Raw genomic sequence first — 4640 nt, 5'->3', positions numbered from 1 at the left:
CAGCCAGCGTCATGCTGGAGCCCAGCATGGCGTAGGCAATGATGGGCAGGATGCTGGCGTACAAGCCGACCTCGGGGGGCAACCCCGCCAGCAGCGCATAGGCCAGGCTCTGCGGGATCAGCATCACCGTCACGATCACGCCGGCGACCATGTCGCCGGAGAGCCAGGACTTCTGGTAGTTGCGAACCCAGCCGGGGATGAAGTTCATGATGGTTCCAGGGTGTTCAGGACGCTTCGGCGTCCAAGTCCTGCGCCAGCCCGAACAACTGTGCAGACCGGGCGCCTGGACGGCAAAACGCCAACATGGGCTTGGGGGCCGAGATCAGGACCTTGTGCATGGCCTGCACCTGTTCCGGCGTGATGGAGCCACTGACCACGGGCAGATACACATAGTGCAGCCCGGCCACTGCGGCAGCGCGCTCCATTTCAGGGCTGGTAGGTTGTGCGCCACCGCCCTCCCCGTCGGGCCGGTTGTTGATGATGGTCTTGAAGCCCTGCTGGGCCAAAGAGGCAAAGTCCGTGGTGGCCAGCTGGGGCGACACTGCGAAGTCGGGGGTCAGGGCAATGATCTGCAGCGGCATGTCAGCGGGCTCCGGTCTGGGTAGGTGGGGCGCGGTGGGACATGCGCTCGGCCAGTTCAAACAGCCACATGCCCGCCAGCATCGCCATCACAAACACGATGGCTTTGGGCTGGCCCGCGCCCGCCGAAACGATGGCGGGCCCCGGGCAAAAGCCTGCAATGCCCCAGCCCGCACCAAAGATGAGGCTTCCGACCACCAGACGGCGATCAATGTCGCGCGGCGTGGGCAAGTGCATGGCGCCGCCCAGGAAGCTGGTGGTCCGCTTCTTGGCTACGGCGAAGGCAAACACGCCCACCGCAATGGCTCCGCCCATCACGAATGCCAGCGATGGGTCCCACAAACCAGCCAGGTCCAGAAAGCCCAGCACTTTGCCGGGATCGGTCATGCCCGAGACGATCAGGCCCAGTCCGAAGATCAGACCCACCACAAACTCTGTAATGCGATTTTTCATAGCGATCAATGCTCCGATGAATGGGGATGCACTCAGGCCAGCGCGTGCCGGATGAGGAAGACGGTGACAAAGCCTGCCCCCATGAAGGCCAGGGTGGCCACCAGGGACCGGGGCGACATGCGCGAGAGTCCGCACACGCCGTGGCCGCTGGTGCAGCCCGATCCGTAACGGGTGCCGACACCCACCAGCAGGCCGGCGATCACCACCATGGCCCAGTTCGCATCAATGCGCGGCTGCGTGGGGCCGACCACCAGCCAGTAAAGGCCAGGCGCCACCAACATGCCCAGCACAAAAGCCAGGCGCCAGCCCATGTCACCCGCGCGGGGGCGCAGCAGCCCTCCCACAATGCCGCTGATGCCCAGGATGCGCCCGTTGAGAAGCACAAAAAGCGCTGAGGCAAGGCCCAGCAAAACGCCCCCAGCCAGGGCAGCCCAAGGGGTGAAATGGGTCCAATCGATCAGCATGGTTTGCTCTCCTGGGCGGGGCCACAAAATTGTTCAAACAGCACGTTCATCACCGCCAGGGCCTGGGGGCTGGCGATCTCGTAATAGATGTTTTTGCCGTCACGGCGCGTGTTGACGAGGCCCTCCTCGCGCAATACGCCCAACTGCTGCGACAAGGTGGGCTGGGAGATGCCCACCAGCTCCTCCAGCTCGCCCACCCGCTTTTCGCCCTGCGTCAGCTGGCACAGCAGCAGCAGGCGGTCGCGGTTGGACAAAACCTTCATCAAGCGGCAAGCGCTGTCGGCGGACCTGCGCAAGGCTTCCAGGTCCATTTGTGCTTCTGCGTGCATGGTGGCGCGCTCCTTTTCAAATTCGATGTTGATATTATATTGACTAACAATCTATTTGTCAATAAACTATTAACATCGAAATTAAATACGGAGCCCTTTGATGAAGCCCCAGATAGAAGCCTTCTTTGATGACGCCACCTGGACGGTGAGCTATGTGGTGTTCGATCAGCCTGGCGGCCACTGCGCGGTGGTGGATTCGGTGCTGGACTACGACCCGAAGTCGGGCCGCACCCGCACGCGGTCAGCCGACAAGATCGTGGAGTTTGTGCAAAGTCAGGGGCTGACGGTGCAATGGATTCTGGAAACCCATGCCCACGCGGACCACCTGTCGGCCGCGCACTACCTTCGCGACAAGTTGGGCGGAAAGATCGCCATTGGTGCGTCCATCACCCAGGTGCAGGACGTATTCAAGAAGGTGTTTCATCTGGAGCCCGGGTTCCACCCCGATGGCAGCCAGTTCGACCAGCTGCTGCACGACAACGAGGTCTTCCACATCGGCCAGCTGGAGGCCCAGGCGCTGGCAGTGCCCGGTCATACACCCGCCTGCATGGCCTACCAGGTGGGTGACGCTGTGTTTGTGGGAGACACCCTCTTCATGCCCGATGTGGGCACAGCGCGCTGCGACTTTCCCGGGGGCAATGCCCACACGCTGTACCAGTCGGTGCGCAAATTGCTCAGCTTGCCGGATGAAACCCGCCTGTTCATGTGCCACGACTACCCACCCGCAGGGCGTGCCGTGGCCTGGCAAACCACCGTCGCCGACCAGCGTGCAAAGAACATCCATGTGCATGACGGAGTGACCGAAGAGGCCTTTGTGGCGCTGCGCACCCAGCGCGACGCGACGCTGGAGATGCCCGTGCTCATCCTGCCCTCGGTGCAGGTCAACATCCGTGCGGGGGAAATGCCGCCGCCGGAAGCCAATGGCGTGACCTATCTCAAGATTCCCGTCAACGCGCTGTGACACGCTGCCGCATCCGCACCACCCTACCCACCGCAGGAACGCCGACATGAAAACAGCCCACGATCTCGTCACCGCCGCCAAGGCCCTGGTGCAGGAAGTACCGCTGGACCAGGCCGACGAAGCCATCCGCACCGCCGACGTGCTAATCGATGTGCGAGAGGCCGACGAATACCAGGCAGGACATATCCCGGGCGCGATTCACGCCTCGCGCGGGGTGTTGGAGTTCCGCCTCAGCAGTACGCCCGAACTCAGCGCACGCGACCTCAAGGTGGTGCTGTACTGCAAGACCAGCGGCCGTGCCGCACTGGCCGCGCGGGCCATGCACGACATGGGCTATCTGCAGGTGCAGTCCATCGCCGGCGGCTTTGACGCCTGGGTGGCTGCAGGCAAGCCTGTCGCGGCGCCTGCGTCCCCCTCATTCGACTGACCGGGCAGCGAGCGCATTCCGCGTTCGCTGCGCTTGTGCAAGCAGTGCCCATCCCGGGCCATAACCTCAGAGCAAGGAAATCATCATGAACATCAACGTAGGAACCGTGGACCGCGTGCTGCGCGTCTTGGCAGGCCTGGTCCTGATCGCACTGGCCGCCACCGGCACGGTGGGCTGGTGGGGATGGCTGGGCGTGGTGCCACTGGCCACCGGCCTGTTTCGCTTCTGCCCCGCTTACACGCTGCTTGGCATCAACACCTGTCCCATGAAGAAATAAACCGCCGACAGGCGCCGACACACGCAGAGTCCGGTGCCCTCAAGGCCCCAGCAAGGAACCATTCCATGAGTACGTTCGACCACATCGGCCTGATCCAGGGCATCAACGAAAGCCTGGCTACCTTCCGAAAGGCCCAGCCTGACGCCATGCGGGGCTTTGCGCAGCTTGCGCAGGCCTCGATGGCGGAAGGTGCGTTGACCAGCAAGCACAAGGAGCTGATTGCCCTGGCCATTGGCGTCACCCAGCGCTGCTCCGGGTGCATCGGTTTTCATGTCAAGGCACTGCAAAAGCTCGGTGCCACCCGCGCAGAGCTGGAAGAGATGTTGGCCGTGTGCGTTTACATGGGCGGTGGCCCGGCACTCATGTACACGGCCGAGGCCCTGAAGGCCTGGGACACCATGGCCGCCGCCAGCGCACCCGCCGCAGCCTAACGCAGCAACCCTGCCATCCGTCCGCTGCCGTCGCGCGCTCGACACCCCGGCGTACCGTCCGTCAGACTGGCGGCGATAAATCGGTTTACATTTTGGGCATCTATCCGCGAGACTGTTACCAAAACAGGAGGGGGTGTCCATGCAATCTCATCGTCGTCATGGGTTGGAACGGGTGTTGTCCAAGGCATGGGCCGCAGGGGTCATTGGCGCGGCCTTGCTGGCCGCGAGCAACGTGCAGGCGCTGGAGCCACCCACCGGCCCTGTCATCCTCACCATCCACGGCGCCATCACGCAGACCAACCGGGGCCCGCAGGCGCAGTTCGACATGAAGATGCTGGAGAAGCTGCCGCAGCACAGCTTCTCCACCCAAACCCCCTGGTACCCCAGCGCTGTCACGTTCACTGGCCCCCTGCTGCGCGATGTGCTGGCGGCGGTGGGCGCCAAGGGCACCAAGATCACCGCCGTGGCCCTGAATGACTACAAGACCGAGATCCCGGCAGACGACGCCACCAAGCACGACGTGATCGTGGCGCGCCTGATGAACAACCGGCCCATGCCCATCCGCGAAAAAGGCCCGCTGTTCATCGTGTACCCGTTTGATACCAAGGCCGAGTTGCGCAGCGAGCTGTACTACAACCGGGCGGCCTGGCAGCTCAACGCACTGCACATCCGGTAGCCGCCCTCCCCGCTTCCCGCCCTATCTATGCTGCGCAGCCAAC

10 protein-coding genes are annotated in these 4640 nt (G+C 63.4%); 5 read left to right on the top strand and 5 right to left on the bottom strand.

The window, feature by feature from the left end:
- The 5 genes from DBR23_RS30695 to DBR23_RS13650 form a co-directional block, all read right to left on the bottom strand.
- A partial coding sequence (locus DBR23_RS30695) for a SulP family inorganic anion transporter (RefSeq protein WP_255581695.1) occupies positions 1–208 on the bottom strand: 208 nt, incomplete at its 3' end.
- Positions 209–224: 16 nt separating this feature from the next.
- Positions 225–581, bottom strand: a complete 357-nt coding sequence (locus DBR23_RS13665) for a TIGR01244 family sulfur transferase (RefSeq protein WP_108498618.1) — start codon at positions 579–581, stop codon at positions 225–227.
- A gap of 1 nt (position 582) precedes the next feature.
- A complete protein-coding gene (locus DBR23_RS13660; RefSeq protein WP_108498617.1) occupies positions 583–1032 on the bottom strand; it encodes a YeeE/YedE family protein in 450 nt (149 codons plus the stop codon).
- 32 nt (positions 1033–1064) lie between these two features.
- Positions 1065–1496, bottom strand: coding sequence for a YeeE/YedE family protein (locus DBR23_RS13655; protein WP_108498616.1), 432 nt, complete (start codon positions 1494–1496; stop codon positions 1065–1067).
- Positions 1490–1825 carry a helix-turn-helix transcriptional regulator gene (locus tag DBR23_RS13650; RefSeq protein ID WP_108498615.1) on the bottom strand — a complete coding sequence of 112 codons (336 nt, stop codon included), beginning with the start codon at positions 1823–1825 and terminating at the stop codon, positions 1490–1492. Before DBR23_RS13650 ends, DBR23_RS13655 begins: the two co-directional genes overlap by 7 nt.
- A 100-nt stretch (positions 1826–1925) precedes the next feature.
- Here DBR23_RS13650 and DBR23_RS13645 point away from each other — a divergent pair, with 100 nt between their 5' ends.
- From DBR23_RS13645 to DBR23_RS13625, 5 genes are all read left to right on the top strand, one after another.
- Positions 1926–2786, top strand: coding sequence for an MBL fold metallo-hydrolase (locus tag DBR23_RS13645; protein ID WP_108498614.1), 861 nt, complete (start codon positions 1926–1928; stop codon positions 2784–2786).
- 46 nt (positions 2787–2832) lie between these two features.
- The gene (locus DBR23_RS13640; protein WP_108498613.1) at positions 2833–3213 is read left to right on the top strand and encodes a rhodanese-like domain-containing protein; all 381 of its coding nucleotides are present in this window, start codon (positions 2833–2835) and stop codon (positions 3211–3213) included.
- 85 nt (positions 3214–3298) lie between these two features.
- Complete coding sequence (locus tag DBR23_RS13635) at positions 3299–3490, top strand: DUF2892 domain-containing protein (RefSeq protein WP_015014124.1); 192 nt, start codon at positions 3299–3301, stop codon at positions 3488–3490.
- A 65-nt stretch (positions 3491–3555) separates the two neighbouring features.
- Positions 3556–3921, top strand: a complete 366-nt coding sequence (locus DBR23_RS13630; protein WP_108498612.1) for a carboxymuconolactone decarboxylase family protein — start codon at positions 3556–3558, stop codon at positions 3919–3921.
- A gap of 139 nt (positions 3922–4060) precedes the next feature.
- Positions 4061–4597: a molybdopterin-dependent oxidoreductase gene (locus DBR23_RS13625; RefSeq protein WP_108498611.1), complete on the top strand. Its 537-nt coding sequence runs from the start codon at positions 4061–4063 to the stop codon at positions 4595–4597.
- The last annotated feature ends 43 nt before the right edge of the window (positions 4598–4640 follow it).

This window comes from Acidovorax sp. HMWF018, assembly GCF_003061035.1.
Taxonomy (GTDB): domain Bacteria; phylum Pseudomonadota; class Gammaproteobacteria; order Burkholderiales; family Burkholderiaceae_C; genus Acidovorax; species Acidovorax delafieldii.
This window is presented reverse-complemented; position numbering and strand designations above follow the sequence as displayed.

Coding starts and splice junctions, on each gene's coding strand:
- DBR23_RS13625 (WP_108498611.1), top strand. CDS start 4,061: ATGCAATCTCATCGTCGTCATGGGTTGGAACGGGTGTTGTCCAAGGCA.
- DBR23_RS13630 (WP_108498612.1), top strand. CDS start 3,556: ATGAGTACGTTCGACCACATCGGCCTGATCCAGGGCATCAACGAAAGC.
- DBR23_RS13665 (WP_108498618.1), bottom strand. CDS start 581: ATGCCGCTGCAGATCATTGCCCTGACCCCCGACTTCGCAGTGTCGCCC.
- DBR23_RS13635 (WP_015014124.1), top strand. CDS start 3,299: ATGAACATCAACGTAGGAACCGTGGACCGCGTGCTGCGCGTCTTGGCA.
- DBR23_RS13655 (WP_108498616.1), bottom strand. CDS start 1,496: ATGCTGATCGATTGGACCCATTTCACCCCTTGGGCTGCCCTGGCTGGG.
- DBR23_RS13660 (WP_108498617.1), bottom strand. CDS start 1,032: ATGAAAAATCGCATTACAGAGTTTGTGGTGGGTCTGATCTTCGGACTG.
- DBR23_RS13650 (WP_108498615.1), bottom strand. CDS start 1,825: ATGCACGCAGAAGCACAAATGGACCTGGAAGCCTTGCGCAGGTCCGCC.
- DBR23_RS13640 (WP_108498613.1), top strand. CDS start 2,833: ATGAAAACAGCCCACGATCTCGTCACCGCCGCCAAGGCCCTGGTGCAG.
- DBR23_RS13645 (WP_108498614.1), top strand. CDS start 1,926: ATGAAGCCCCAGATAGAAGCCTTCTTTGATGACGCCACCTGGACGGTG.